Source organism: Nocardia sp. CWNU-33, from assembly GCF_046764895.1.
In the GTDB taxonomy this organism is placed as follows: Bacteria; Actinomycetota; Actinomycetes; order Mycobacteriales; family Mycobacteriaceae; genus Nocardia.
In genome coordinates this window covers 1-24,630 of sequence record NZ_JBKOQN010000003.1, presented here as the reverse complement: position 1 = coordinate 24,630, position 24,630 = coordinate 1, and the positions used below count along the sequence as shown (strand labels likewise).

Genomic DNA, 24,630 nt, shown 5'->3' with positions numbered 1-24,630 from the left:
CTGCCTGACGTGTACCAGCAATTTTTGGCCGCTACCGGTGCAGTTGTTCCACCCGGTGAGGTCATATCCAGGGTAGTTGCACTCGGAATGTCCGCACGGGAGGTCGACCGCTTGGAACCCGGAATTAATTGAAGGTTGTAATTTCCGATCGGCGAGGCATTCGCGCCGGGTGCGCGTCCGATCATCGGACCTGTGGCAGTGGAGTGCCGATCACGAGATTACGTAGCCTTCCTATTCCCCCTCTTTTGAGATGAGATGTGAGACATGCTGTCGTGCAGTGCAATACGCTGATCAGGCTGGGCAGATCGCCGGAAGCTGTCCACCGACTGCCATCTTCTGGCAGTGCAGGTCCATGCTTCAGATCATGTCTTTCGCGGCCAGCCAGCGCATGGTGGGCCAGCCGAAGAACACCGGAAGCCAGCAGGTCAGCACGCGGTAGAGCAGCACCGAGGGAACCGCGATGCTCGCGGGCAGGCCGAATGCCTGAAGGCCGACGATCAGCGCGGCCTCCACCGCGCCGACACCACCGGGAGTCGGCGCCGCCGAGGCGAGCGTGCCGCCGATCATCGTCACGATGGTGACTGCCACGAAGCTGGCACCGCCGCCGAAGGCCTCGACGCTGGCCCACAGCGCTCCCGCTTGACCGAGCGTGATCGCGGCGGAACCGAGAATGATCACCGAGAACCGCTTCGGGTCGCGAGCCAGGGCAGCGAGCTCGTCGAGCACCTCCAGCACTTGCGGGCGCGCCGAAGTATTGAGCCAGTGCCGCAGTTTCGGCACGAACATGAAGGTGCCCGCGATGCCGATAGCGACGCCGGCGATCAGATACAACACCGTGGCGCTCGGTACGAAATGGGAGAGGTTCGCCGAGGTCCCGGCCGCGATACTGAAGATGGTGAGCAGGCTGATGTGGGTGATCACCTGCACCGCCTGCTGCAAAGCGACCGCGGCGGTGGCACGTACCGCGCCGAGTCCGCCCTTCTGCAGGAACCGCACGCTCAGCGCGAGGCCGCCCACCCTGGCGGGCGTTGTTGTCGCGGCAAAGGTGTTGGCAATCTGCATGATCACCAGGTTGCGGAAGCTGACCAGCCGGGAGGCGCAAGCCCACAGGGCCCCCGCAGCGCCGAGGTAGGTCAGGGTCGAGGTGGCCAACCCGAGCAGCGCCCACCACCAATTGGCCGTCGTCAGCTCCGTGAAGAACGTGGGTACCGCACTGATGAACGGGTAGGCGACGTACACCAGCGCGATCAGCAGCGCGAGCTGGATGATCTGGTTGCGGCTGAACCGGGTGATCTGCTCGGCCTCGATCTTGTCGTGCCCGGTCTGCTTGCGCACCTCGTCGCGCGCCGAGGACATGGCCTCCTTCCAGTCCGGTACCGACTTCTTGATCCCGGATGGCATAGCGGACCTGGTCAATCGGCTGGCGGCGGTCACAACCTCTTGTTCGCCGAGGGTATCGATGGCGGCCCGCACCGCGGGTTCCCTGCCGAAGATCGCGGTCGTCGATACCAGCAGTTGCGCGACATCGGATTGCCGCTGTTTCTCGGAGGCGCCGAATTCGGCGTTGGCGAATCCGCTGAACAGCGCGCTGTCGTGGTCGATGCGGATCTCGGCGGGCCGCAGGTCGCCGTGCGAGATCTGGCCGCGGTGCAGCGTGTCGAGCGAATTCCACACCGACGCGAGCACATCGCCGGAGAGTTCGGCGATCGGTGTGCCGCGAGGAACGGTATGCGAGTACAACATCCAGCCGCGGTCGAGTGAGGTCACAGCCACCGGTGTGACGGAGGACAATTCGAGGTCTCCCGCCGCGATCGCCATCAGTGCCCGATGCTCGACAGCCCGGTGCATGGATCCGTGTAATGCCGCGGTTTCGCTGGTGCGGAAGGTGAGCCAGCGCCACAGCTGGCGCAACGCCCCGAAGCTGCGCTGGTTTTTGCCATACATCTCGACGATCAGTTCGCGCTCTGGGCCCTCGACTGCGGCGGCGAGCACCAGCGGACCCTGCCCGGCCGGGTGCACCACGGTGAATGCGGTGACCGTGTGCCCACGCTTGGCCAGCACCCGTGCCGCGGCCTCGAGCGGAACTTCCAGCGCGGGGGTACCGACGACAAGCACGATCACCGCGCCGACCAGCCAGCCGACCGCAAGCCCGAACATCGCCCGTGCGGGCACGACGGTGCTGACCACAAGATGGATCGGCGCGAAGGCCAACAGCAGGAACCACAACCAGCGCCGCGGCCGGGTCGGCAGCCAGGGACTGGATACGGTGAGTACCGCTGCCAGCATGGCGATCCAGCGCGGGTCGTCCAGGAACTGGGAGAGGAAGGTATCGAGCCGGTCGGACACCTGTAGGTGCCATCTCGGCGCCGAAAGGCCCGTGCCGGTGATCGATAGCAGCAGTCCGGCAACGAGACCCGCTGCGGCATAGCCGGCCAACAGCTTCCACTGCCTGCCGATGATCAACTCGATGAGGATCGCGAACGGCAGTGCCAGGATGGCCATGCCATAGACCAGGTACACCAGATTCGACTGGTCGGGGTTGAGGAATCCGACGATGGTCGACACCGAACGTTCCAGAGCCAGCCATTCCGGCCGGGTGATCACCGAGGCGGCGACGACAACACCGACCCACAGTGTCGCGAGTACGACACGGATGATGTCACTGGTTCGCTGGATCAGGGGTTGCAGCAAGCTGCCCGTGACCGGGATATCCCGCCCGTCGACTCGCATGCTCCGCTCGTCCGCCTCTCCGCGTCTTTTGCCGGTCGTGGGGTGCGCTTAACCTACCGTTGCGGGCCGGCGGTTAACGACAGGCTGAGTTCTGGGCGTACCCGGTAAGTTACCCAAGTACTTACGAGATCGGCTGGTGCGCTCGCCGCACGATACACACCCGTCCATTGCGGTTTTCGCGCTTATCCGGGGCTGCCACCGCATCGTGTGGGCCAGCTCACTGAATTTCGGGTTGAATCTCACATTGGTGTGAAGTTCGAGCATGGACGCATGGACAACGAACTCTTCGACTACAGCCCGATCGTCGACCGTGCGCCGATGCACTGGCCGGGCGATGCGCGTGTCGCTTTCTATGTCGGCCTGAATGTCGAGCACTACCAAGTCGATCGGCCTTCGACCAGTATCTTCGCCGGGACGGCCGGGCTGGCACCCGATCCGCTGAACTACGGATGGCGCGACTATGGGCCGCGTGTCGGGTTCTGGCGGGTGCTCGAGACCCTCGATCGGCACGGAATCCGCGCCAGTGTGCTACTCAATTCTGATGTCGCCGAACATAATCCGCAGATCATCGCGGCGGGGCTGGCCAGGGATTGGGCATGGCTCGCACACGGCAAGAATAATTCGATCTTCCAGGCCGACATGTCGGTCGACGAGGAGCGTGCATACCTGACCGAGGTTGTACAGACCATCGAAAAGGCAACGGGCCGTAAACCGCAGGGCTGGATGGGGCCCGCGCTGACCCAGACCTTCCGCACTCCGGAGCTGCTCACCGAACTCGGGCTGAGCTACGCGCTGGACTGGACCAATGACGATCAGCCGTATCAGACCAAGGTGCCCGGCTTGTTGAACCTGCCGTATTCGGTGGAACTCAATGACATCAATCTGTTCGTCAGCAAGAGCACGACGGGGCCCGATTTCGTGCAGATCGTCACCGATCAGCTCGACCAGCTCTACGCCGACTCGGCGACCAGTGGTCGGGTGATGGCGTTGGCGTTGCATCCGTTCGTCATCGGCCAGGCGTTTCGCAGCAAGTACCTGGACCAGGCGCTCGAGTACGTGGTGAACCATCCCGGAGTGTGGCTGACCACCAGCGATGAGATCGCCGCGCACTACTCGGGCGCGTCGGGTCTTGCCGAATCCGCCCGATCCGAAGACGATCAGGTCGGTTAGACGGCAGCCGGACGCTCGTCCGGGCGCCGCACCCGACGCTCGGAGGGCAGCGATGGCAGGGCAGGAACAGGATCTAGCAGGTAAGACTGTGGTGGTGACGGGCGCGAGCTCCGGCATCGGCGCCGAGGCGGCCGCGAAGCTGGTGGCGCGCGGCGCCACCGTCGCGGTCGTCGGTCGCTCACCCGAGCGAACCGCCGAAGTGGCGCAGCGGGTCGGCGCGGAAGCGTTCCTCGCCGACTTCGCCAGGTTCGACGAGGTGCGCAAGCTCGCCGAGCAACTGCTCGACCGCTACGAACGCATCGATGTACTCGCCAACAATGCCGGCGGTGCCTGGGCGAAGCGGACCGTCACCGACGACGGCAACGAGCTGACCTTCCAGGTCAACCATCTGTCACCGTTCCTGCTGACCGCCCTGCTGCGCGAGCGCCTCGGGCAATCGCGGGCCCGGGTGATCAACACTTCGAGCATGACCTACCGGATGGCGAAACTGAACCTCGACACCGTCAACGCGGCGACCGGCTCGTTCAACCAGATGGGCGCCTACGCCGCGTCGAAGCTCGCGAACATCCTGTTCACCAGGGAACTCGCTCGCCGCACCGAGGGCACCGGCCTGGTCACCGCGGCTTTCCATCCCGGTGCCGTGGCGACCCACGTGTACGACAACGCGCCGCTCGGCCTCGGCGCGCTGATCCGTTCTCCGCTGTCGCGGCCCTTCTTCATCCGACCGGACAAGGGCGCGGATCCCCTGGTGCACTTGGCGACGGTCGCGGACGGCGAGTCGATCAACGGCAAGTACTTCCATCGCTTCAAAGAAGAAGCGCCGAGCAACAAGCAGGCGGTGGACCTGGACTTCGCACAGCGGCTGTGGACGATGTCGGAGCAGATCACCGGCCTGGCGTCGAATTCGACCGAGTAGCAGTCGAATCGGGCCTCAGCTCGGCCGGTCGCCGGCACGCGAGTGCCTGCCGCCGGCCGAGCTCTCGGGCGCGCCGCCGACCCCGAACACGCCGCCGGTCATGGTGCCCCTGTCGAGCTCGACGATCGCTTGCACGACCTGCTCGGTCGGCACGGCCGAGGGAAAGCTATCGGGCGCGATCGCATTCGCCCGGACGCCGAACTCGTCGAACTCGGCGGCGAGGTGGCGAGTCAGCTGATTGAGCGCGGCCTTGGACGCCGCGTAGAGCGCCTGCCCACCCGGGAACACCTCGGATCCGGCGATGCTGGAGACATTGACGATATTGCGGTTGTGCCTGCGGTTCTCGTCCCCGGCGTGCACCCAGGACCGTTGTGCCAATCGTGCCGACAATCGCAGTGGCACACCGACATTGACCGCGAAATGCGGCTCGAATTCATCCAGTGCGGTATCGCCGTCGACGATGCCGCGCGGCTGCCAGTTGCTGTGGGCCGCATTGTTGACAAGCAGGTCGACCCGCCCGAAGCGGGCAAGCGCGAGGTCGACGACCCGCTCGACCTCACCCTTTTCGGTCAGATCGGCGCGGATCATGAAGATCCGCGAATCATTCTCCGGCACCGGTATTTCCGGTGCGAACGGGTCGACGAACCATTCGTGCTGCGAGGGCGCGGCCGGAATCCGGTTGCGGCACACCGCGACGATGTCGTACTCGGTGTAGGCCGCCTGGCAGAAGGCGTCACCGAGCCTGCCGCCGGCGCCGGTCAGCAGGCATACCCTGCGTTCCTCGCGTGCGAAATCACCAATGCGCAATGCGGTCTCCTCCCCACCGTTGCACAGCATCGCTTTTCGGCCGATGCAGCCACATCACCACGCTGTTGCGGGCGGCGGCATTGTTACCGACGAAGGTGTGCCACGACCGCGGCGTGCATTCGAAAAGCACCATGGAATTGTCCAGCGGCGCAACGGTCAGCGCAGGCACCGGGCTGCTGCCCGCGATGTGCTCGTACAACGCCGTCTCCCCGCCGTCGCCTACGGTCCACCCCGGGTTGCCGAGGTAGAACAGCACCGCCACCGCGCGCACGGTTTCCCGGGCGGTGATTGCCGAATCCCTGGCGCCGGTCTTCAGGTCGACCGTGCCGTCGGGCGTCCGTATTTCGCCGGGTCCCGGCGCCGGGCCGGCGAACCAGGCCGGATTCAGGTCGTTGTGCGGCCATCCCGAGGGGCTGCCTACCGGGTGATGGTGCAGCGACCCCTCCACGTCTCCGGTCGTTGCGACGCCGGCGACCCCGGCGATCAGGTCGTGCCACTCCCGCGAAAGGAACAGCGCGAGTGGTCCATCGCGCAGTGTTGTCAGCGGCACCCCGCTCGCGCTGTATCCGTCGGTGACCTGTGTGAACGCCTCCGATTGCTGCCGAAGCACCCGTTGGAATTCCTCGGTCAGCCGCTGGAAGAACTCGGGGACGAACACATCCCGCGCATACACATGCGGAAACGGTCCGGCGCGGCGAATCCAGCGCCGGTGGGCGAACAGCTCCACGAACCATGGCGGCGCCGTCGGCGCAGCGCGCAGTGCTTCCCCTGTCGACATCAATCCCTCCCTGATGAACCACCCGCGATCCTATTGCCTGCCGGTGCCCCGGTGCGCGCTGGTCGGTCGGGCGTTGCGAGGATCGCACCGTGAGCCGTGACCTCCGTGTGTGTTTCGTCGGTGATTCGCTCGTCGCCGGGGTCGGTGACCCGCGGTGCCTGGGGTGGGTGGGCCGTCTCGCCGCGCAGGCCTACACCGACGGAATCCCGGTCGTCGCCTACAACCTGGGCGTCCGCCGGCAGACATCCACGGATATCCGTGCACGCTTCCTGGCCGAGTGCGTCCAGCGACTGCCGGCGGGCACCGACGCCAGGATCGTGCTGTCCTTCGGCGTCAACGACACCATGCAGGTGGACGGGCAGTGCAGAGTGACGTCGGACCAGTCTGTCGCCAACCTCGGTGCGCTCGTGCGGCAGGCCGCCGAGTATGGCTGGCCGGTGCTGATGGTCGCGCCGCCGCCGATCGACGACGTCGAACACAATGCCCGCACCGCCGCACTCGACGAGCAATTCACGGAAATCTGTGCGGCCGAGGGGATCCCGTATGTCCGGATCCATCACCAGCTGCGCAAGAACGCGGTGTGGATGCGTGAAGTCCGGGAGGGCGACGGCGCGCACCCCGGGGCGGCAGGCTACGACGAGCTGGCCGCGGCAGTTGCTCCGCAGTGGCGGGAGTGGTTGTCCCGCTGAGTGATCCGCTGGTCGGTCTCGATAGGAGTCGGCCGGTTGGTCGTAGGGCGGGTGCGCGGATACGGCGAATCGACCCACATCGCGATACCGCGACGATTACTCCGCTGTCTGAGACGTTGCGAGCGGTGGCTGATCGGGTCTTCGATCGAGTCGGGGAGGTCCCGAGTCAACCGACGGACCGACGCGCAACAGCCGTGCCGGCCCGCTGCCTGCGCACTGCGGCCAGGTCCACCGGCAGCCCGTCGTCGGCCGCGGGCGGGACGAATGCCGCCAGCAATCCCGGCATCCAGCGTCCGACCTCGTCGCGGAAGGGTCCCTCGGTGCCGAGCTGGCACAGCACGCCGATCAACGTGAGCGCCGACCGCGCGAACGGCGTGAAATACGGCGGCATGGTCGTTTGCCGAACGCTGTTGGACAGCCGGGGATTCGTCACCCGCAGCACCTGCTTGCGCAGCCACGGTGTGGTCATTCGATAGGTCGAGTGTTTGAACGGTTCGGTGCACGGCACGACAAGGGCATAGAGGGCCTCGACGTCGAATTCGCGGCCGGCCTGGACGAATCCGTGGCGTCGGGCCGCCGCCTCCAACTCCGGTGGGCCGCCGTTGAACAGGGCGTGGCAATAGTCCGACGCCAGTTCCTCGAAGCCGTCGGGCGGCCACGCCGAGCAGGCTCCGAAATCGACGACCCCGAGCCGGCCGTCGGGCAGGATGCGGAAATTTCCCGGATGGGGATCGCCATAGAGCAGGCCGGTGCGCAGCGCCCCGGAAGCCACGAATCGCACCATCAGCATGCCGACTCGGTCGCGCTCGGTCTGCGCGCCGGAGGCGATGACGCGCGGAACCGGAGTGCCGTCGAGCCATTCGGTGATGAGCACATCGCCGCACTGCTCGATCACCTGCGGAATGTAGATGTCCGGATCGTCGGCGTACGCCGCGGCGAACACGCGCTGATTCTCGGCCTCCGCCGCATAGTCGAGTTCCGCACGGACGCAGGCGCAGATCGCCTCGGTAACCGCCTCGACATCGGCGCCGGGCAGGAAAACACCTGCCAGAGTGGAGATTCGGCGCAACTGCTCCAGATCGTTCTCGATCGCCTGCCGGCCCCCGGGATACATCACCTTGACCGCAACCGGCCTACCGTCGCGCCACACCGCGTGATGAACCTGGCCGAGCGATGCGGCGGCCGCGCGCCGGTCGTCGAATTCCCGGAAATACCACCGCCAGTTCTCGCCCATGCTCGCCGCCATCGCCGCGTGCACGCTCGACGGCAGCATCGCGGGCGCGGAATCCTGCAACCTGCTCAATGCGATGCGGTACGGCTCGGCGATCTCCGGCGGCAGGGCCAGCTCGTAGATCGCCAGCAGCTGACCGAGTTTGGCGGCGCAGCCTTTCAGCTCGCCCAGCACCTCGAAAATGTGCTGGGCCGTGCGCAACTGGATGTCCCGGTTCACTTCACTCGCCGACCTGCCGAGTGCGCGCTTGCCGACGCCCGCCGCCTGCCTGCCGGCGAAGGCCACCGGCAGCGTCGCGAGTTTCGCGCTGCGAACCGCCTTGCGAACTGGGAGTTTGCCATTCGACCCTGCCGCGAAAAGGCGTGTGCGCCTACCGGCGGATTCGCCGTCCTGCGGACCGTTGCCTTGTCGAATGGTCATGACTCACCTCACACTGTGCGCAGATCAGTCTTACACACGTGCAGTCCGGCAGAGGAGGGCTTAGACTGTCTGGGACGTATTGGAACCGAGTCGAAAGGTGGCATTCGATGGGATCCCAGACGGTAGTCGCCGACGTTGCCGATGAGCTGGCACGCCGGGTTGCCGCGGGGGAATATCAGCCAGGGGATTTGATGCCGTCGGTCCGTCAGGTCGCGGAGGAATTCGACATGAATCGCGCGACCGCGCAGCTGACGCTGGGTCGGTTGGAGTCGTACGGATTCGTCGAAGCACGGCGGGGTAAGGGGTTCACCATCCGTGACGTCCGGGAGGCGGGCGGCATAGATGTGTACCGGCACTTGTTCCGCTTCTCCATCCCGATGCCCGATACCGCGATCGAAATGTTCCGCGACATCGTCGAGGTGGAGCGTGGGATCGTGATGGAGGCGCTGCTCGCCTACACCGGCAGCGAACAACAGATCGATCCGGCCGAATTGAAGGCCGATATCGACCGGCTGGAAGCGCTTGCCCGGCTGGAGGTTCCGGATTTCCGCCAGATTCTTGCGATCGAGGTCGCACTGGTGCGTAAGTTGCTGACGGCGCTCGGGCTGAGCATGCAGCGGGCCATTCTGAACTCCATCGGCGAGATGGTGCTCGAGGTGCCCGAGGCGATCGCGGCCTACTTCGCGGGTGCCGCGGACCTGCACGTGCTGGTCTGGCGGGCGCTGGTCGCGGTGTGGGACTCCGGTTCCGGGCCGTCGGAAGCGCAGCTTGCGCTGTTCGAGGATCTGTTCGGGATGTACCACGAGAAGGTGACCGCCAAGTTCGAGGAACTGCTCGACGGCGCCGCGGCGGACGCCGGTCATGTGGACGACGCGCACGCGGCGACGGCTTGACGCCCCTGCTCGACGAATGCTGTCCGGTCAACTGTCTGAGCCAGAATTGATCACCTGAAATGTCGGTGTACAACACCATTCTCCCGCGCCGCTGGACCGTCGCCGATATCCCTGACCAGTCGGGAAAGACTGTCGTGATCACCGGCGCCAACAGCGGTCTCGGCCTGCGCACCGCGGAAGCATTGGCGAGCAAGGGCGCCCGAGTCCTGCTGGCCTGTCGCAACCAGCAGAAGGCCGCCGTGGCGCTGGACGAAGTGACCGCGGTGGCCACCGGGCCGAAACCCGAAGTGCTGCCGCTGGATCTGGCCGATCTCGCCTCGGTGCGGCGGGCGGGCGGGCAGCTCGACGATTCGGTCGAACGGCTGGATCTGCTGGTGAACAACGCGGGGGTGATGGCGACACCACGCGGGCAGACGGCCGACGGCTTCGATGCCCAGTTCGGCACCAATCATCTCGGCCACTTCGCGTTCACCGGCGCCGTACTGCCCGCGCTACTGCGGGCGCAGCGACCGCGGGTGGTGACCGTATCGTCGGTGGCCGCCTGGGGCGGTCTGATCAACTGGCTGGACCCGAACTGGCGGTGGTTGTACCTGCGCTGGCCCGCCTATAGCCAGTCGAAACTGGCCAACCTGCTGTTCACCGCCGAACTCGATCGCCGGGCCCGCGCCGCGGGCACCGGGTTGCGCGCGGTGGCCGCGCACCCGGGCCTGTCGGCAACCCATCTCTATGACCTGAACGGCGAAAAGGGCGCTGCGGGCATGTTTGCTGCCATCCCACAGGCCATTCTGTTCGCACTCGCCCAGTCCGACCGGATGGGTGCGCTGCCACAGCTGTACGCGGCCACCCTCCCGGATCTGCCCGGAAACGCCTATCTGGGACCGGGATTCGAATTCGCGGGGTATCCGCGGCGTGCGTTGCGACACCCGATGGCCTACAGCCGCTCGGCGGCCAGGAGGATGTGGCGACTGAGTGAAAAGCTGACCGGCGTGCACTACGACTGGGATTCGGCCGCACAGGGGATGGTCGAATAACACTGCACTGGTGCACGATCGCAGCGCAGCCGGCGCTTACCGTTCGGCCACCGCGCCTGCGGCCAGCACAAGCGCGGTGATGATCATCAGGGCGAGAACGCCGAGTATCGCCAGATTCCTGCCGCGCGGCGCATCTGTGCTGTCCCGATGTGGACAGACTAGCGAATCATGGCTTGCGCCTGCGCAATCGGGATTGGTGCACAAAGACATATCGACCTCTCAACGATCTTCACAATCGAGCACTCGCTACCCGGCATGCAGGAGAGCGGCTTCCAGTATGGGGATCGGTGCGGCAGGCGCAGCAGTCAGGCCGTTGCGCCACGGGCCCGGCCTGGTGTCGGTGGCGGACCGGCGGCACCGTCCGGGTCGGTCCGGCGTGTGGCAGCCGACTGCGCGGTAGCCGACCGGGGCCCGCGCCGACGAGGTGAGCTTACTGACGCGATCGTGGCAGGCAGCAGGGTGCGTAACCAGGTCGCTCCGGAGGGTCTTATACCGCGAAACAATTCACAGCGATTGTTCGGCAACGCTTCGGGTACCGCATTTTGGCAGATCAGTGGCGATTATCTGAGACAGGTAAGAGAAATGGCAATCTTCTGGCGTAGTCACTCGATCGGTCGTACCGTTTCGATATGGACGCTGTCGAGCCGCTGCCCGCCCTACCGTTGGAATCCTGGCGCCCCACCAAGGAGACACTGCACCGGTTCGCCCAGATCGTCGGCAAGGTTGCCCTTGCCAAGGGCATCCGGCGCAACCACTGGTGGCATATGACCTATCGGCTCACTGCGCGCGGCTGGACCACGGTCCCGCTCGGTTCTGCTCGCAACGGACCGGTATTCGCCTGCACCTTCGACTTTTTCGATCATGTGCTGCGGATAGCGACCGATCGTGGCATCGAGGTCGAGATCGATCTGCCGATGCAGTCTGTCGCCACCTTCTACGGCGACGTCATGACTGGTCTGCGTGATCTCGGTATCGATGTCGTACTGCCGCACCCACATCCCTTCGATCTGCCGGACGCGGCGCGCCCGTTCGAGGACGACACCGACCACGCCGCTTACGACCCGGAGTTGGCGCAGCGGGCATTTCGGGTGCACAGCCAGGTCGGGCGGATACTCGAGGAGTTCAGCGCCACCTATTCCGGCAAGATCAGCCCGGTGCAATTGTTCTGGCACACGTTCGATCTCGCGGTGCAGCGATTCTCCGAGCGGCAGATCGATATGCCTGCGACGGTCGACTCGGTGACGCGCGAGGCGTACTCGCGCGAGGTCATCAGCGCTGGATTCTGGTTCGGCGACGCCAAGGTGCCCGAGCCGACGTTCTATTCCTACATCGCACCCGAGCCCGCCGGGCTCACCGATCGCCTGCTGCCCGCGGGTGCGCTGTGGGTGCCGTCCGGTACGGGGCACGCCGCGTACTACCCCTACGACAAAGCCCGTCTGTCCCCGGATCCGGTCGGCGCCGCGCTCGAGTTCTTCCAGTCCGTCTACGCGGCCGGATCCGAGCTTGCCGGATGGGATGCCGCCCAGCTGGCCTGCTGGGGCGGCATCACCGACCCGGTGCTCGAGGCGAAGCACTCATGGCCGGAATGGCCGGAGTGATGGCCCTGCGGTGAATGTCAGAGTGCGTCGTTGAGTTTGTTGAGGCGGTCGCACGCCTCCACGTACTCCTGGATCAGGCGGCCGACCACGTCCGCGGAGCGCTCCACCTTGTTCAGCTGGCCGACCACCTGGCCGACGGGGTTGAAGTTCACGTCCTTGGCGGCCTCGGGGTAGCGGTGCCCGCGCTTGACGCCGTCCAGCGCCACCATCATCTGCAGCGGCATAGGCAGCGGGTCGGGATTGTCGGCCTGCTCCCATGCTTCGGTCCAGTCGTTCTTCAGCATGCGGCAGGGCTTACCGGTCCACGACCGCGAGCGCACGGTGTCATGGCTGGTGGCGTCGATGTAGGTCTGCATCTGCGCGGGCGGCACATTGGCCTCCTCGACGGTCAGCCACAGCGAGCCGGTCCACGCGCCCGCTGCGCCCATCGCCATGGCCGCGGCGACCTGACGGCCGTTGCCGATGCCACCCGCGGCCAGCATCGGCATATCGCCGATGGCGTCCACGACCTGCGGCCACAACACCATCGACGCGATCTCGCCGCAGTGTCCGCCGCCCTCGGTGCCCTGGCAGACCACGAAATCCAGGCCGGCCTTCTTGTGGTTGAGCGCGTGCTTCACCGAGCCGCACAACGCGCCGATCAGGCGGCCCGAGTCCTGGATCTGACGCACGACGTCCGGCGGCGGCGTGCCGAGTGCGTTGGCTACCAGCTTGGCCTTGGGATGGCGCAGGATCACTTCGATCTGCGGTGCCACCGTGGTCGCGGTCCAGCCGAGCAGCTGGTTGTGGTGTTCGCTGTCGGGCAGGTGCGGAACATTGTGGTCGGCAAGGATCTTCTCGGCGAAATCGCGGTGTCCCTGCGGAACCAGTTCCGCTAGTTTGGCTTCCAGCTCCTCGGGGCTCAGCCCGTCGATGCCCTTACCCTCGTACTTGGAGGGGATGACCAGGTCGACGCCGTAGACGCCGTTCACGTGCTCATCGAGCCACGCCAGTTCTACTTCCAGCTCCTCGGCGGTGAAGCCCACCGCGCCGAGCACGCCGAGCCCGCCTGCATTGCTGACCGCGGCCGCCACGTCGCGGCAATGGGTGAAGGCGAAGATGGGGAACTCGATCCCCAGCCGATCGCAGATTTCGGTACGCATGGCGTGCTGGTCTCCCTAGTGGCTCTAGAACGGGTTACATAGTTGCTCTGCCGTGTTCCAGTCCGGCAGGGCGGGTGATTCCCTGAACCGGCCGAATGGGCCGCATACCGCGAGTATCGCCATGGCGCGGCAGCGGCCCCGTCGACTGGCGAGTGCACCATAATTCGACAGTAACACGTTCTAGTTTTGCTGGGATAGACCTGCTATCGAGCGGCTTGCTCCAGGCCGGTCAGCGCGTCCTCCAGGTGGTCGAGCAGGCGGTGTAACTGCGGCACACTGCGGCGGCAGCCGACCAGGCCGAAGTCGAGATTGTCGGCATTGGTGGTGAGGGTGATGTTCACCGCCTGGCCGTCCATCGGAATCGACATCGGATAGGTGGCATCGAGGCGGGCGCCGTTCCAGTACTGCGGTTCGCGCGCGCCGGGGACATTGGAGATGACGATATTGAACGGGGGATTGGTCCAGGAGACGACGCCGGGCAGCAGGGTCAGCGCGAGCGGACTGAGCATCACCGCGGACAGCGCCATGGCCTGGACGCTCGACAGCGAGTTGTAGACCTCTTTGCTGCGGCGCATCGACTCGCTCACCACCCGGAGTCGTTCGATCGGGTCCTCGACATCGGTGGCCAGGTTGCACAGGATCGCGCCGATCTTGTTGCCGTTGGTGTCCTCGTCCTCGTCGGTGGCCCGCAGCGACATCGGGACCATCGCGATCAACGGCTTGTCCGGCAAGGCATTTCGCTCGATCAGATAGGAGCGAAGAGCGCCGGCGGACATGGTGAGCACGACATCGTTGATGGTCGAGCCGGTCGCCTTCTTGACCTGCTTGACCCGCTCCAGCGGCCACGATCGGACCGCACACCGGCGGGCGCCACCGATGGGCACATTGAACATCGAGCGCGGCGCATCGAACGGCAGCGTCAACTGCTGCTCAACAAGTGCGGCACGGGCAACCCGCACTGCGGCGGGCGCGGAACCTGCCGCCGACAACAGATTTCGTGCCGCATTGCCCAGCCCGGACCCGGCAGCGGCGGCCTTGGGTGGGCGCGTCGAGCGCGGCAGGTGCCAGGGCACCCGGGTCTCGGCGGAGTTCGGGTCGTTGGTCAGCGTCCGCGCCAGCAGACGCTGTGCCGCGACGCCGTCGATCAGCGCGTGGTGCATCTTGGAATAGATCGCGAAGCGGCCGTCGTCGAGGCCCTCCACGAGATGGATCTCCCACAGCGGACGATGGCGGTCGAGCAGTGTGCTGTGCAGGCGGGAGGCCAGGTCGAGCAGCTGGTCGAATCGCCCCGGAGCCGGTAGGGCGGCTCGTCGGAGGTGGTATTCGAGCTCGACGTCGCCTTCCTGGGTCCAGCCCACTTGTGGCGCGCCGAGCCACGTCGCGGGGCGTTTGCGGAAGGTCGGGTGGAATTCCCTGTCCGCCGAGAGCTTCTCGTAGGTCAGCTGCGCGAAATCCGGACCGGCGTCCTCGGGTGCCTCGAACAATTGCAAGGAGCCGACATGCATCGGGTGCTCACGCGATTCGGCGAGCAGGAAGACGGCATCGATCGGTGAAATGAGTTCCATGGTGGTCGCCCCCTGACGACAGCAGTGCGGTGTGTTCGGTGCATCGACCACGTTGTCGTACGGGTCCGCGCGGCCATGAAATCCCCTGCGCGACGCCTCGAACTTACCCGGCCCGAGTGGTTCGCGTTCGCCGAATCATCGATCCTTGACTACCAGCAGGTAAGCCTGCTGGAAACGCTCACCGGGCTCCGGTTCCCGAACCAGCTGCGCGACAGTCACGAACCCGGCCGCCTGTAGTAGTCCGGCAAGTCGTCGCGGTGACCAGCGGTAGGCGCGAATCACCTTGTGGTCGAACGGTTCCACCACATCGGCCGCGTCCGACGCCTGAAATGCCAGCAGCGCGTGCCCTTCTACCGCAAGTACCCGATGAAACTCGGTCAACACCTCGGGGACCCGCTCCGGCGGCAGATGGATGATCGAATACCAGGCCACGATGCCCGCGAGGGTGCCCGCGCCCAGCGCGAGCTGCTCCATTGATCCCTCGTCGAACCGCAGCTGCGGATAATTCTGCCGCGCCAGCCGGATCATCTCCGGCGACAGATCAATCCCGAAGGTGTCCAACCCGAGATCGGTCAGATGCGCTGTCACCCGTCCGGGTCCACATCCGATATCGGCAACCACACCGGAACCCATGGCCTGCACCCGTTCCGCGAACGCCGCGAGCATGGCGCGATCGAACGTGCTCGCTGCGAGGTGATCCTTGACGAAGTCCGCGTAGAGCTCCGCGATGTCGTCGTAGGCGGCTCGGGTGGCGGCCGTATCGGCCCTCGAATCCAACACCCTGTGCAGAGTACTTACGCCGGGTCGAAAGCCTTTGCAACCGCGAGGCTGTCTTCGTAGACATGGTGGCGGGTGATGAGGCCGTGCTCGACGGTGAGGTGCAGCGCGAACCGCGAGCGGTACGCACGACCGGTCGCCCGGGCGGTCTGCCGGATCTCGCCGAGCACCACCGCGTGCGCACCGTCGATCAGGATCTGCTCGATCCGGGTGTCGGCTTGCTCCGGCACGTGATGCTCGGCGATCTCACGGAAATGCGCGGCGGCCTCGGAGCGGGTTGATTTGTGCCGAATCCACGGGGTCGCGGTGCGCCCGTGCTCGTCCTGCGGCCAATCCAGCTTCCAGTCCGCGCCGTCGGCATACAGCGCGGCAATTCGTTCGGGATCGCCGGACCCGATGCGTCCCAGCAAATCCTCTACTACGGCGCGAGTGGTCATGACAGGTGTCCTCCGATCCGCACCGCGTCCGGCGACGGGTGCCGACCGCCATCCTTGTCGGGGCCTGCGGCCTTGGCGATTACTCGTCAGGTAAAGGCGCGGCGGGAGCCGCGTGCACCAGATCCTGGTCCGGTGTGGTGCGCGTGCGTGCGGTGCCGAGCACGGATCCGAGAATGACGAGGGGGAAGCCGATTGCCATTCCGATGGTCAGTGGTTCGTCGAGCAGGGTCACGCCCAGCAGGATGGCCACCGCGGGGTTGATGTAGGTGATCACGGTCGCTCGGGCCGGGCCGACCTCGCTGATCAGCGCGAAGAACACCAGGAACGCAGCGGCCGTGCAGATTACGGCAAGCCCGAGTACCGACCATGCAGCGTCGACGGTGATGCGGGCGGGCCAGCGCAGACCGGCGAACGGCGCGTAGATCACCGCGGCCAGGATCAGTGATGCGGTGACCACGCCGAGCGGCGGCAGATCCGCGAGCGCACGGTTGATGATGATCGGACCGATCGCATAGCCGAGCGTGGTCAGCGCGATTGCGCCGATGGCGGCCGGCTGTGAGAGGTCGACGTCCAGACCGACAAGGGCGGCGACGCCCGCGAAACCGATGACGAGTCCGATGGTGCGCCGGGCGTCGAAGCGGTCGTGGCCCAGCTTCGTCACGATCACCACCGCGATCAGCGGCACGGCGGCGATCAGCAGACCGACGGTGGAGCTGTTCAACGTGGTCTCCGCGTATCCGATCAAGAACCACGGCCCGGTGATCTCGACGAGCGTGTACAACAGCAGCGGTCGCCATCGCCGGAACACCGGTGCAAGAGTCTTGCTGTACAACGCGATCGGCAACAGAATCGTCGCCCCGATCAGCGTCCGGCCGAAGGCGACCACGGTCGGATCGAGGTCCTGCACCGCGACGCGGATCATTGCGTAGGGCACGCCCCAGATGACGCCCATGGCCAGGAAAAGCACCCACCCACGCCTGGTCATCGTGCGACCGCTTCTTTCTCGGACATCTCCCGCTCACTTTCGTTCCAGCGGGGAGCCTATCCGGAAGATCCCATCATCCGACACCCCGTTCAGCGCGGGTTTTCCGCGACCGACCTCACCCATCGGGGGTTGCCGATCGCTGGAACACCTCGATCGAGGTGCACAGCCGTGTCGCAGGTCCCGAGGACGGCCGTGCCACCGGCGACGACAAGGACGCCGTAGGAAGACATTTCGCCGAACCCGACAGATGTCCACATCGCTGTGACGAACGCGATCAGGAGGGCGGTCGCTGCCCGTGCGGTGCTGCTCGTCGCGATGCCGAGCAGCAGTCCGAGTGCGATGGCTGCCTCGAGGACGGTCGCGATGGTCCCCACCGTCGGTGCGGCCCAGTCCAATGTCGAGGGCATCAGTGTGCGGTGTAGTCGATGAATCGCGAGTAGCTGCCCCAGGAGACTCCCGGCGCGTCCGGTGCGGCGAACAGTCCGAACCGATCGGCGACCGAGCTGGCGAACAAGGCGCCCGTTTGCGTCTGACGGCGTGTTTCGGTCCAGGTCGCTACCTGGAAGGGCGTTCCCGGGAGCAGGTCTAATGGAACTGGGGTTTCGTTAATGATCCGAGTCGTGCTACGGTCTCTTTTGTCTTAACGGAACGGCATTCCCGATAGTGGGGTACGACATGACGATCACAAGCGCTGTAGTGCGTAACTGGAAGAAACTGCTGGCGGCCACGGCCGTGGGAATCGCCGTTGCGGGCGCCGTCGGAATCGCGCACTCGGACGGCCCTGCCGAAACATCTGACTGGCGCGCCGCGTGGGCGGTGCCGATGCAGTTGCCCAGCGAGGGTTTCGAACCGAACTGGTCCACCGATGGTTTCGCCGACCAGACGGTGCGGCAGGTGGTCAGAGTGACCGGCGGCGGCACCGAGGCACGGATCACGCTGTCCAATCGCTACGGCGCGGACAAATTACAGATCAACGCCGCCACGATCGCCCGGACGAGCCAGGCCGCTGCGGTGGCGCCGGAGACGATTCGGCCACTGCGGTTCGGCGGCACGGAATCGGTGACGATCGCGCCCGGCGACGCGGCCACCAGCGACGCAGCCGAACTACGCCTGGCACCCTTCGAGTCGGCGACGGTGACGCTGTACCTCCCGGCGCGCACCGGACCTGCGACCTTCCATGCCCAGGGCTACGCAACCAGCTACCGCGCGGGCGGCGACCACGCCGGTGACACCGGCGGCGCGGCTTTCACCGAGACCACTCACTCTTGGTACTACCTGTCCGACCTCCAGGTCACCGGCGGTAGGAAACCGGCCGGCACGGTCGTAGCTTTCGGTGACTCCATCACCGACGGTTACGGTGCGGGCAACGACACCAACCACCGTTACCCGGACCTACTGGCCGACCGCCTGGCCGAGGCCGGTGCATCCCGCGTTGTCCTCAACTCCGGCATCGGCGGCAACCTGGTCCGCAACGACTCACCCTGGTTCGGCGACAGTGCGCTGAAGCGGTTCGAGCGTGACGTAATCGCCAAGCCCGGCGTGTCCTCGGTGGTCATTCTGGCCGGCCTCAACGACGTCGGCTTCTCCGAGATCGACTTGCCGACCTACAAGCCCAATCCGGTGGTGTCCGTCGACGAACTGATCAAGGGCTACCGCGAGCTGATCGCGAAGGCACACCAGGCCGGGATCTCGGCGATCGGCGCGACCCTGCTACCGATGCGGGGTGCCGAGTACTACACCGAAACATCCGCCGCGAAGATCCGCCTGCTCAATGAGTGGATCCGCACCAGCGGCGAGTACGACGCCGTCGTCGACTTCAACGCCGCACTGGCAGACCCGGCCGACCCCGAACGTTTGGCGCCCGCCTTCGACTCGGGCGACCACAAGCACCCCAATGCCGCAGGCTATGCGGCAATGGCCGCCGCGATCGACCTGAAAACCCTTTAGCGCGAGACGATTACGGTGCGCGGACCGAGCAAACCAGCTCGGCCCGCGCACGTCGGTGCCGAGCAACCGGCTACGCCGCCGGAGTGCCCGGACTACCGTGGGTGTCGGTTTGTGCACCGGTTCACCTCTGGAGGCGTCTTGCGCACCATCACCCGCTTACTGTTCGTCATCGTGGCCATGGTCTGCGGCGTTGCGCCGATGCTGCCCACCGCGCTCGGCGCACCGAGCGCTGCCGGGATCGACGACGCTACGGCCGGGAAGATCGACGAATTGCTGGCGTTGGGCACCGGCGGGCACAGCAAGGGCGAGCAGATCGAGGTGCTGTCTCGCCAATTCCTCGGCACGCCGTACGGCGCGAATATGCTCGTCGGCTCGGCGAGCAAGCCAGAACAGCTCGTCATCGACTTCCGGCGCGTGGATTGCTTCACCTATCTCGACTATGTCGAAGCGCTGAGCAGGTCAACGGACCGGAGCCAGTTCGTGACGAATCTGATCGAGACGCGCTATACCGACGGCAGAGTCGACTATCTACAGCGCAAACACTTCTTCAGCGATTGGGCGTACACGCCGAGAATCGCCGCTACCGACGTCACCGCAACCCTGAGCGGTGCCGCACTGACCGTCACCAAACACCTCAACGCGAAAGCCGACGGGGTGACCTATCTCCCCGGACTGCCGGTGGTCGATCGCGCGATCACCTACATTCCCAGCGCGGCCGTAGACGAGAATGTCGTCGGCCGACTCCGCACCGGCGACTATATCGGCGCCTACGCCGACCTGCCCGGCCTGGATGTCACTCACGTCGGCATCTTCGTCAGCACGCCCAACGGCCCGATTTTCCGCAACGCGTCCTCCCTCGCCGCCGACAATAAAGTGGTCGACTCCTCCTTCGCCGACTATGTGCGGTCCACCCCGGGCATAGTCGTACTTCGTCCGCAGTAGCCGACCGCAGCGGTATTCTGCACCGACCAGGTGCTATCCCCGTTTCGAGACGAGGTGACCGCAATGGCTGCAAAGTTCGAGCTGTACAAGGACAAGGACGCGAAGTTCCGCTGGCGACTCAACGCCGCGAACGGCGAAACCATCGCCGCCGGCCAGGCCTACGAAAGCAAAGCCGCCGCCTTGAACGGCATCGAATCGGTCCAGAAGAACGCACCGGTCGCGCAATTCGACGACCAGACCTGATCCGGATTTCGCGGCGCATTCACTTCGAGCCACGGCGCTCGGTGCCTGATCAAAAAAGACCCTGCCCGACGCGTAGTGAGTCGGGCAGGGTCGAGAATTCGACTAGCCGCCGGTGCCTGCCGCTAGGGGCGCACCGGTGGTAGTGGTCACCACCGCGGATTCCGTTGTTGTGGTCGGCTTGGTGGTCTCGGTGGGTGTTGTGGTCGGCTTCGTGGTCTCGACGGGCGCCGCGACCGAAGTCGGAGCCGGTGGGGTTGTCGTGCTCGCGGTCTCGGACGGCGGCGCGGAAGTCGTCGGCGCTGGAGTCGTCGTGGTGCTGCTGACATCGGTCTTAGCGGGCGCAGCAGGCGTGGTCGTCGCTGATGCGGACGGTGACGTGGATGTCGACGTAGACGTAGACGTAGACGTAGACGGGGTCTTGGTCGGTTCGGTCGTCGGCGCCGCCGAGGTGACCGCCACCGCCTTGTACACCGCGTCGAGGTCCGCCGCTTGCGGCTTGGCGGTCGTGTCGACCGGCTGACCCGCCTGTGCCTGCTTTGCCAGGTGCGTGAGCCAGGCAGCCGCATACTCGGCAGATGTCAGCGGCTTGCCGTCGGCAGCGCTGGCGTCACGCCAGTAGTCGAAGTGGTGACCGGTGTGGTTCGGCCCCAGCGTGAGCTGGTACGGGTCGCTCATGACCACGGGGATCGTGTTCTGATTCGTCACGATGAGACCGATGATCTCGTTCAGCACCTTCTGCGGCAGGTAGGCCAGCGGCGACATCTGGTTGGTCGAGATCGAGTCCGCCTTCGCCGGCGCCTTCGGCGCACCCGGCTTGTACGCCGGATCCGACACCTTCAGCAGTACCTGGAGGAACGTCTCGTCGCTCTGCATCCAGTTCGGCTGCGACTGAATGTCGGCGAACGCCGCAAGCGCGATCTGGCCGAGGACGACAGCAACGTCCTGCCCTGTTGCGGGCGTCAGCCCTTCTCGTTCGAGTGCGTCGACGTTCAACTGCCTGCCCACATTGGCCACCAGTTGCAGCAGGGAAATGTTCTCCGGCGCCGCACAGGTGAGATCGCCTTCGGAGCAGAACGAGGCGATTTTGCCGTTCAGCGCACCGAAGTCACCGCGGGTGCCCGGCACCGCACCGCTGCCCGGTGCCGGTTTCGTGCCGTTCTGATATTGCTGGTCGAAGCCGTCGGGATTGCCGAACGGGTCCTTCGCGCCGGGGAACGGCCCCTCGCCCGCCGAGCGACCCGCATCGGCGAGGATGACGACACCGACGACGTCGCCGGGATCGACGATCCCGTAGCCACCGTCCTTGTCGGCCTCCTGGTGTCCGATCTGCATCGCGACGCGACGAACGACGTCGGCGCCCTCGCTGTATCCGACGATCGAGAACTTGGTGTCGGGGCAGGCCCTCGTGATCTCCTGCATCACCTGTTCGGTATTCGCAACACCGGTGTTGACGGCATCTTCATAGCTGGCCATGTTCGCGGGATACGCGATGTAGACGGCGGCGTACGAGCCCGGGTCGACGGCACCGGCTGGTGCGTTGACGACCGGATCGACCCACTCGCTGGAATGGTCACCGGACAGCGCGGCGGGCAATTCCTCACCGTTGGCCCCGACGAGCAGCTTGGTGGTCCCCGCGACCGGAGTGTCGCCGCGGCCTGCCACCGAGATGGTCACCATGTCGTGGCATTCGGTCACCGACGTGGTGAGCTGCGTATCCCTGGTCTGTGGCGTCGATGTCAGTGCCCAGGAGGAGGCGACGACCGCTGCCACCCCCAATACCGCCGGTCCGGCAACGGCCGAAGCGATGCGATGTCGCGCGATGAACTCGCGAAAAGCCATGTCCTGATCCCCATTCAATTACCAACAAAGCGGACGGACAAGCCCCCCGACGGGCCATGCGTCACCAAGAACGTCGTGGTCGGGGCGCCGAGCGTTACTCGGGCAATCGGTTGTCGATCTTGTTTCGGCGTCGCGAGGTGCTTTTGAAGCACCTCCAGGATCACCTCGAAGCCGTCTTCGACAAGTAGCTGCCGCGATCTCGTCGGCCGCCCTCTGAGCCCGCCCGGAGCCGATGACAGGTGAGCAGGCGCGGGACCCGGTTTTCTCGCGTGGGCGCCTTCGCTGCAGCTCGGGAACCATGACGCTGAACGCAGCGCGCTCGCTTGTGGGCCGGGCTTTTCTCCTGCCCGTGTGAATGCGTTGGCGAATTACCGCTAATAGACTTGACGAATGGCATATTGAGATGCCATTATTAATAGGGGAAGACACAAGGAAATCGTGTGTCTATTTTCTTTCGCCCTCGACATCGGTCGAGTTGGGGTGTAATTTGAGACTTCGCGCCGGGGCGCGTGCTGTCCAACTCTCGAAATACGAAATGACTGTAGAAAGTGGCACTGTCTGCGTGTCATTTTCTACCCGTTGTTGTCGAGTCATGTTCGGGCAGCGGCCGGCACGGTGCGCAATGTGAAATACAGCCCACAGGACAAGCAGATACCGTGACGACCATGCGAACGCGTGGGCGGCGCGAGGTGCTGGAAGGACGCATCTTGGCAGTCTCGAGTCAGACCAAGGTCAATGCCGGAAAACCCGTCGATACCGGAATCTCCGGGGTGCCGAAGCGGGTCTCGTTCGCCAAACTCCGTGAGCCCCTCGATATTCCGGGGTTGTTGGATGTCCAGACCGATTCGTTCGAATGGCTGATCGGGGCGCCGGCCTGGCGCGAACGGGCAGCGGCGCGCGGCAGCTCACTCGTCGGCGGATTGGCGGAGGTGCTCGAGGAGCTCAGCCCGATCGAGGATTTCGCCGCAACGATGTCTTTGACGCTCTCCGAGCCCCGTTTCGAGGAGGTCAAGGCCTCGATCGAGGAATGTAAAGACAAGGATATGACCTACGCGGCGCCGCTGTTTGTCACCGCTGAGTTCATGAACAACAACACCGGTGAGATCAAGAGTCAGACGGTCTTCATGGGTGATTTCCCGATGATGACCGACAAAGGCACCTTTGTTGTCAATGGCACGGAGCGCGTCATAGTCTCGCAGTTGGTGCGTTCGCCGGGTGTCTACTTCGATCGCACCGTCGACAAGGCCACGGAAAAAAATCTGCACAGCGTGCGCGTCATCCCGTCGCGTGGCGCATGGCTGGAAATCGACATCGATAAGCGCGACACCGTCGGCGTTCGCATCGACCGCAAACGCCGTCAACCCGTAACAGTCCTGCTCAAGGCGCTCGGCTGGACCAGTGCACAGATCACCGAGCGGTTCGGTTTCTCCGAGATCATGACGACGTCCCTGGCGAAGGACAACACACCGGGCACCGATGAGGCGCTGCTCGATATCCATCGCAAGCTGCGCCCGGGTGAGCCGCCGACCAAGGAGTCCGCGCAGACCTTGCTGGAGAACCTGTTCTTCAAGGAGAAGCGCTACGACCTGGCGCGCGTCGGTCGCTACAAGATCAACAAGAAGCTCGGCATCCATACCGACGAAGTCATCGGGTCACCGGTGCTCACCGAGGAAGACATCGTCACGATCATCGAATACCTGCTGCGCCTGCACGCGGGTGATCGGGTGATGACCGCGCCGGGTGGCATCGAGGTTCGGGTCGTGGTCGACGACATCGACCACTTCGGTAATCGTCGGGTGCGCACCGTCGGCGAGTTGATCCAGAACCAGATCCGGGTGGGACTGTCGCGCATGGAGCGCGTGGTCCGCGAGCGGATGACGACTCAGGACGTCGAGGCGATCACGCCGCAGACGCTGATGAATATCCGCCCGGTCGTCGCCGCGATCAAGGAGTTCTTCGGAACCTCGCAGCTCTCGCAGTTCATGGATGAGCGGAATCCGCTCGCGAGTCTGACCAACAAACGTCGCCTGTCGGCGCTCGGGCCGGGTGGTCTGAGTCGGGAACGCGCCAGTCTCGAGGTCCGCGATGTGCATTACAGCCATTACGGCCGGATGTGTCCGATCGAGACGCCCGAAGGTCCGAGTATCGGGCTGATGGGTTGTCTGTCGGTGTATGCGCGGGTCAACCCGTTCGGTTTCATCGAGACGCCGTACCGAAAAGTGATCGACGGCAAGGCAACCGACGATGTCGACTACCTGTCCGCCGACCAGGAAGACCTGCATGTGGTGGCGCAGGCGAACGAGCCGCTCGATGCCGAGGGACGCTTGGTTGCTGCGCGAATCGCGGTGCGTCGCAAGAACTCCGAGGTCGAGTTCGTTTCGGCCGCCGAGGTCGATTACATGGATGTGTCGCCGCGTCAGATGGTGTCGGTGGCGACCGCGATGATCCCGTTCCTCGAGCACGATGACGCCAACCGTGCCCTGATGGGTG

20 protein-coding genes and 1 pseudogene are annotated in these 24,630 nt (G+C 65.2%); 10 read left to right on the top strand and 11 right to left on the bottom strand.

Translation table 11 applies throughout. The features are described from left to right. Positions 1-357: 357 nt before the first annotated feature. Positions 358-2,730 carry a flippase-like domain-containing protein gene (locus ACLMAL_RS04505; protein ID WP_411997928.1) on the bottom strand — a complete coding sequence of 791 codons (2,373 nt, stop codon included), beginning with the start codon at positions 2,728-2,730 and terminating at the stop codon, positions 358-360. A gap of 270 nt (positions 2,731-3,000) precedes the next feature. Here ACLMAL_RS04505 and ACLMAL_RS04500 point away from each other — a divergent pair, with 270 nt between their 5' ends. Continuing rightward, a complete protein-coding gene (locus ACLMAL_RS04500; protein ID WP_411997927.1) occupies positions 3,001-3,900 on the top strand; it encodes a polysaccharide deacetylase family protein in 900 nt (299 codons plus the stop codon). A gap of 52 nt (positions 3,901-3,952) precedes the next feature. Then, on the top strand, positions 3,953-4,816 hold the full coding sequence (locus ACLMAL_RS04495) for an SDR family oxidoreductase (protein ID WP_411997926.1): 864 nt from the start codon (positions 3,953-3,955) through the stop codon (positions 4,814-4,816). A 15-nt stretch (positions 4,817-4,831) separates the two neighbouring features. Here the strand turns inward: ACLMAL_RS04495 and ACLMAL_RS04490 are convergent, their stop codons facing one another. Together ACLMAL_RS04490 and ACLMAL_RS04485 are read right to left on the bottom strand one after the other, a co-directional pair. Then, on the bottom strand, positions 4,832-5,623 hold the full coding sequence (locus ACLMAL_RS04490; RefSeq protein WP_411997925.1) for an SDR family NAD(P)-dependent oxidoreductase: 792 nt from the start codon (positions 5,621-5,623) through the stop codon (positions 4,832-4,834). After that, positions 5,610-6,401, bottom strand: coding sequence for a 2OG-Fe(II) oxygenase (locus ACLMAL_RS04485; protein ID WP_411997924.1), 792 nt, complete (start codon positions 6,399-6,401; stop codon positions 5,610-5,612). Before ACLMAL_RS04485 ends, ACLMAL_RS04490 begins: the two co-directional genes overlap by 14 nt. A gap of 89 nt (positions 6,402-6,490) precedes the next feature. On the opposite strand from ACLMAL_RS04485, the gene ACLMAL_RS04480 reads away from it, so the two are divergent. Continuing rightward, on the top strand, positions 6,491-7,090 hold the full coding sequence (locus ACLMAL_RS04480; RefSeq protein ID WP_411997923.1) for a GDSL-type esterase/lipase family protein: 600 nt from the start codon (positions 6,491-6,493) through the stop codon (positions 7,088-7,090). 166 nt (positions 7,091-7,256) lie between these two features. Here ACLMAL_RS04480 and ACLMAL_RS04475 read toward each other — a convergent pair whose 3' ends face one another. Further along, positions 7,257-8,741, bottom strand: coding sequence for an ABC1 kinase family protein (locus ACLMAL_RS04475; RefSeq protein ID WP_411997922.1), 1,485 nt, complete (start codon positions 8,739-8,741; stop codon positions 7,257-7,259). Positions 8,742-8,848: 107 nt separating this feature from the next. On the opposite strand from ACLMAL_RS04475, the gene ACLMAL_RS04470 reads away from it, so the two are divergent. The 3 genes from ACLMAL_RS04470 (at position 8,849) to ACLMAL_RS04460 (ending at position 12,263) form a co-directional block, all read left to right on the top strand. Beyond that, on the top strand, positions 8,849-9,634 hold the full coding sequence (locus ACLMAL_RS04470) for a GntR family transcriptional regulator (protein ID WP_411997921.1): 786 nt from the start codon (positions 8,849-8,851) through the stop codon (positions 9,632-9,634). A gap of 59 nt (positions 9,635-9,693) precedes the next feature. Next, positions 9,694-10,665 (top strand): oxidoreductase, encoded by a 972-nt coding sequence (locus ACLMAL_RS04465; RefSeq protein WP_411997920.1) that lies wholly within the window; start codon positions 9,694-9,696, stop codon positions 10,663-10,665. 629 nt (positions 10,666-11,294) lie between these two features. Further along, complete coding sequence (locus ACLMAL_RS04460) at positions 11,295-12,263, top strand: DUF5996 family protein (protein ID WP_411997919.1); 969 nt, start codon at positions 11,295-11,297, stop codon at positions 12,261-12,263. Between the two features lie 17 nt (positions 12,264-12,280). On the opposite strand, the gene ACLMAL_RS04455 is transcribed toward ACLMAL_RS04460, so the two are convergent. The 6 genes from ACLMAL_RS04455 to ACLMAL_RS04430 form a co-directional block, all read right to left on the bottom strand. Next, positions 12,281-13,405 carry an NAD(P)H-dependent flavin oxidoreductase gene (locus tag ACLMAL_RS04455; RefSeq protein ID WP_411997918.1) on the bottom strand — a complete coding sequence of 375 codons (1,125 nt, stop codon included), beginning with the start codon at positions 13,403-13,405 and terminating at the stop codon, positions 12,281-12,283. Between the two features lie 203 nt (positions 13,406-13,608). Next, positions 13,609-14,970, bottom strand: a complete 1,362-nt coding sequence (locus tag ACLMAL_RS04450; RefSeq protein ID WP_411997917.1) for a WS/DGAT/MGAT family O-acyltransferase — start codon at positions 14,968-14,970, stop codon at positions 13,609-13,611. A gap of 135 nt (positions 14,971-15,105) precedes the next feature. After that, the gene (locus ACLMAL_RS04445) at positions 15,106-15,750 is read right to left on the bottom strand and encodes a class I SAM-dependent methyltransferase (RefSeq protein WP_411997916.1); all 645 of its coding nucleotides are present in this window, start codon (positions 15,748-15,750) and stop codon (positions 15,106-15,108) included. A 14-nt stretch (positions 15,751-15,764) separates the two neighbouring features. Continuing rightward, complete coding sequence (locus ACLMAL_RS04440) at positions 15,765-16,184, bottom strand: nuclear transport factor 2 family protein (protein WP_411997915.1); 420 nt, start codon at positions 16,182-16,184, stop codon at positions 15,765-15,767. A gap of 79 nt (positions 16,185-16,263) precedes the next feature. Then, a complete protein-coding gene (locus tag ACLMAL_RS04435) occupies positions 16,264-17,169 on the bottom strand; it encodes a DMT family transporter (protein WP_411997914.1) in 906 nt (301 codons plus the stop codon). Positions 17,170-17,258: 89 nt separating this feature from the next. Further along, positions 17,259-17,576, bottom strand: coding sequence for a hypothetical protein (locus ACLMAL_RS04430; protein WP_411997913.1), 318 nt, complete (start codon positions 17,574-17,576; stop codon positions 17,259-17,261). Positions 17,577-17,844: 268 nt separating this feature from the next. Between ACLMAL_RS04430 and ACLMAL_RS04425 the strand changes: the two genes are divergently transcribed. The 3 genes from ACLMAL_RS04425 (at position 17,845) to ACLMAL_RS04415 (ending at position 20,301) form a co-directional block, all read left to right on the top strand. Next, positions 17,845-19,116, top strand: a complete 1,272-nt coding sequence (locus tag ACLMAL_RS04425) for an SGNH/GDSL hydrolase family protein (RefSeq protein ID WP_411997912.1) — start codon at positions 17,845-17,847, stop codon at positions 19,114-19,116. 138 nt (positions 19,117-19,254) lie between these two features. After that, on the top strand, positions 19,255-20,058 hold the full coding sequence (locus ACLMAL_RS04420) for a DUF1460 domain-containing protein (RefSeq protein ID WP_411997911.1): 804 nt from the start codon (positions 19,255-19,257) through the stop codon (positions 20,056-20,058). 63 nt (positions 20,059-20,121) lie between these two features. After that, positions 20,122-20,301 carry a YegP family protein gene (locus ACLMAL_RS04415; RefSeq protein ID WP_411997910.1) on the top strand — a complete coding sequence of 60 codons (180 nt, stop codon included), beginning with the start codon at positions 20,122-20,124 and terminating at the stop codon, positions 20,299-20,301. Positions 20,302-20,403: 102 nt separating this feature from the next. Here ACLMAL_RS04415 and ACLMAL_RS04410 read toward each other — a convergent pair whose 3' ends face one another. Then, positions 20,404-22,140, bottom strand: a complete 1,737-nt coding sequence (locus ACLMAL_RS04410; protein ID WP_411997909.1) for a cutinase family protein — start codon at positions 22,138-22,140, stop codon at positions 20,404-20,406. A gap of 689 nt (positions 22,141-22,829) precedes the next feature. Between ACLMAL_RS04410 and ACLMAL_RS04405 the strand changes: the two are divergent. Continuing rightward, positions 22,830-24,630: pseudogene (locus ACLMAL_RS04405) on the top strand (DNA-directed RNA polymerase subunit beta); the annotation flags it as partial.

Bases quoted from the DNA above. Each gene is read 5' to 3' on its own strand.
- ACLMAL_RS04505 (WP_411997928.1), bottom strand. From the start codon at position 2,730: ATGCGAGTCGACGGGCGGGATATCCCGGTCACGGGCAGCTTGCTGCAA.
- ACLMAL_RS04500 (WP_411997927.1), top strand. From the start codon at position 3,001: ATGGACAACGAACTCTTCGACTACAGCCCGATCGTCGACCGTGCGCCG.
- ACLMAL_RS04495 (WP_411997926.1), top strand. From the start codon at position 3,953: ATGGCAGGGCAGGAACAGGATCTAGCAGGTAAGACTGTGGTGGTGACG.
- ACLMAL_RS04485 (WP_411997924.1), bottom strand. From the start codon at position 6,401: ATGTCGACAGGGGAAGCACTGCGCGCTGCGCCGACGGCGCCGCCATGG.
- ACLMAL_RS04475 (WP_411997922.1), bottom strand. From the start codon at position 8,741: ATGACCATTCGACAAGGCAACGGTCCGCAGGACGGCGAATCCGCCGGT.
- ACLMAL_RS04470 (WP_411997921.1), top strand. From the start codon at position 8,849: ATGGGATCCCAGACGGTAGTCGCCGACGTTGCCGATGAGCTGGCACGC.
- ACLMAL_RS04465 (WP_411997920.1), top strand. From the start codon at position 9,694: ATGTCGGTGTACAACACCATTCTCCCGCGCCGCTGGACCGTCGCCGAT.
- ACLMAL_RS04460 (WP_411997919.1), top strand. From the start codon at position 11,295: ATGGACGCTGTCGAGCCGCTGCCCGCCCTACCGTTGGAATCCTGGCGC.
- ACLMAL_RS04455 (WP_411997918.1), bottom strand. From the start codon at position 13,405: ATGCGTACCGAAATCTGCGATCGGCTGGGGATCGAGTTCCCCATCTTC.
- ACLMAL_RS04450 (WP_411997917.1), bottom strand. From the start codon at position 14,970: ATGGAACTCATTTCACCGATCGATGCCGTCTTCCTGCTCGCCGAATCG.
- ACLMAL_RS04440 (WP_411997915.1), bottom strand. From the start codon at position 16,184: ATGACCACTCGCGCCGTAGTAGAGGATTTGCTGGGACGCATCGGGTCC.
- ACLMAL_RS04435 (WP_411997914.1), bottom strand. From the start codon at position 17,169: ATGACCAGGCGTGGGTGGGTGCTTTTCCTGGCCATGGGCGTCATCTGG.
- ACLMAL_RS04430 (WP_411997913.1), bottom strand. From the start codon at position 17,576: ATGCCCTCGACATTGGACTGGGCCGCACCGACGGTGGGGACCATCGCG.
- ACLMAL_RS04425 (WP_411997912.1), top strand. From the start codon at position 17,845: ATGACGATCACAAGCGCTGTAGTGCGTAACTGGAAGAAACTGCTGGCG.
- ACLMAL_RS04415 (WP_411997910.1), top strand. From the start codon at position 20,122: ATGGCTGCAAAGTTCGAGCTGTACAAGGACAAGGACGCGAAGTTCCGC.
- ACLMAL_RS04410 (WP_411997909.1), bottom strand. From the start codon at position 22,140: ATGGCTTTTCGCGAGTTCATCGCGCGACATCGCATCGCTTCGGCCGTT.